Consider the following 858-nt stretch of genomic DNA (forward strand, 5'->3'; position numbering starts at 1 on the left):
TGTGCGGCCGATGTCGTGGATCCGGGCGGCGCTCCCGGCGGGGGTGTCGAGCCAGTCGGCGAGTGCGGCGGCGGTGTGCCGGACGCGGGTCGGGTCCGCGTCGCTGAGTTGCAACAGGCCTGCGGACGCATAGGTGTTGAGGGCGCGTTCGGCGGGACGGCTGGGCTGCCACTCCTCCAGTACGGCGTGCGCGTTGGTGCCGCCGAAGCCGAAGGCGGAGACCCCGGCGGTCGCGGTTCCGCCGTAGCGGGGCCAGGGTTCGGGTTCGGTGACCACGCGCAGCCGTTCGTCGTCCAGGGCGGGCCGGGCGCAGTGCAACGAGCCGGGGATGATGCCGTGGTGGAGTGCGAGGACGGCTTTGACCAGGCCCGCGACACCGGCGGCTGCCTCCAGGTGGCCGAGGTTGCTCTTGACCGAGCCGAGCAACAGCGGCTGGTCCGGGTGGCGTTTGCGGCCCAGTACGTCGGCCAGCGCACCCGCTTCGATGGGGTCGCCGAGGGGCGTGCCGGTGCCGTGCGCCTCGACGTAGTCGACGGTTGCCGGATCGAGGCCCGCTCGCGCGTAGGCCGTTTCCAGGAGGGCACGTTGGGCTGCCGGGCTGGGTGCCATGAGGCCGTTGGAGCGGCCGTCGGAGTTGACGGTGGTGGCCGTGATGACGGCGAGGACCCGGTCGCCGTCGCGCAGCGCGTCGCTGAACCGCTTGAGCACCACCACGGCGCAGCCCTCGGCGCGGCCGATGCCGTCGGCGGACTGGGAGAACGGTTTGCACCGGCCGTCGGGAGCCAGGGCCCCGGCGCGGCCGAACGCGACGGTGACGGCGGGTGAGAGCAGCATGTTGGAGCCGGCGGCGAGCGCCGT

1 protein-coding gene is annotated in these 858 nt (G+C 73.5%); it reads right to left on the reverse strand.

Annotated features, from left to right (window positions below; all coding sequences use genetic code 11):
* Positions 1-858, reverse strand: an 858-nt coding sequence (locus R6V09_RS54095) for a polyketide synthase (protein WP_317888684.1), incomplete at both ends; no start/stop codon positions are given.

The organism is Streptomyces sp. W16 (genome assembly GCF_033194735.1).
Lineage (GTDB): Bacteria > Actinomycetota > Actinomycetes > Streptomycetales > Streptomycetaceae > Streptomyces.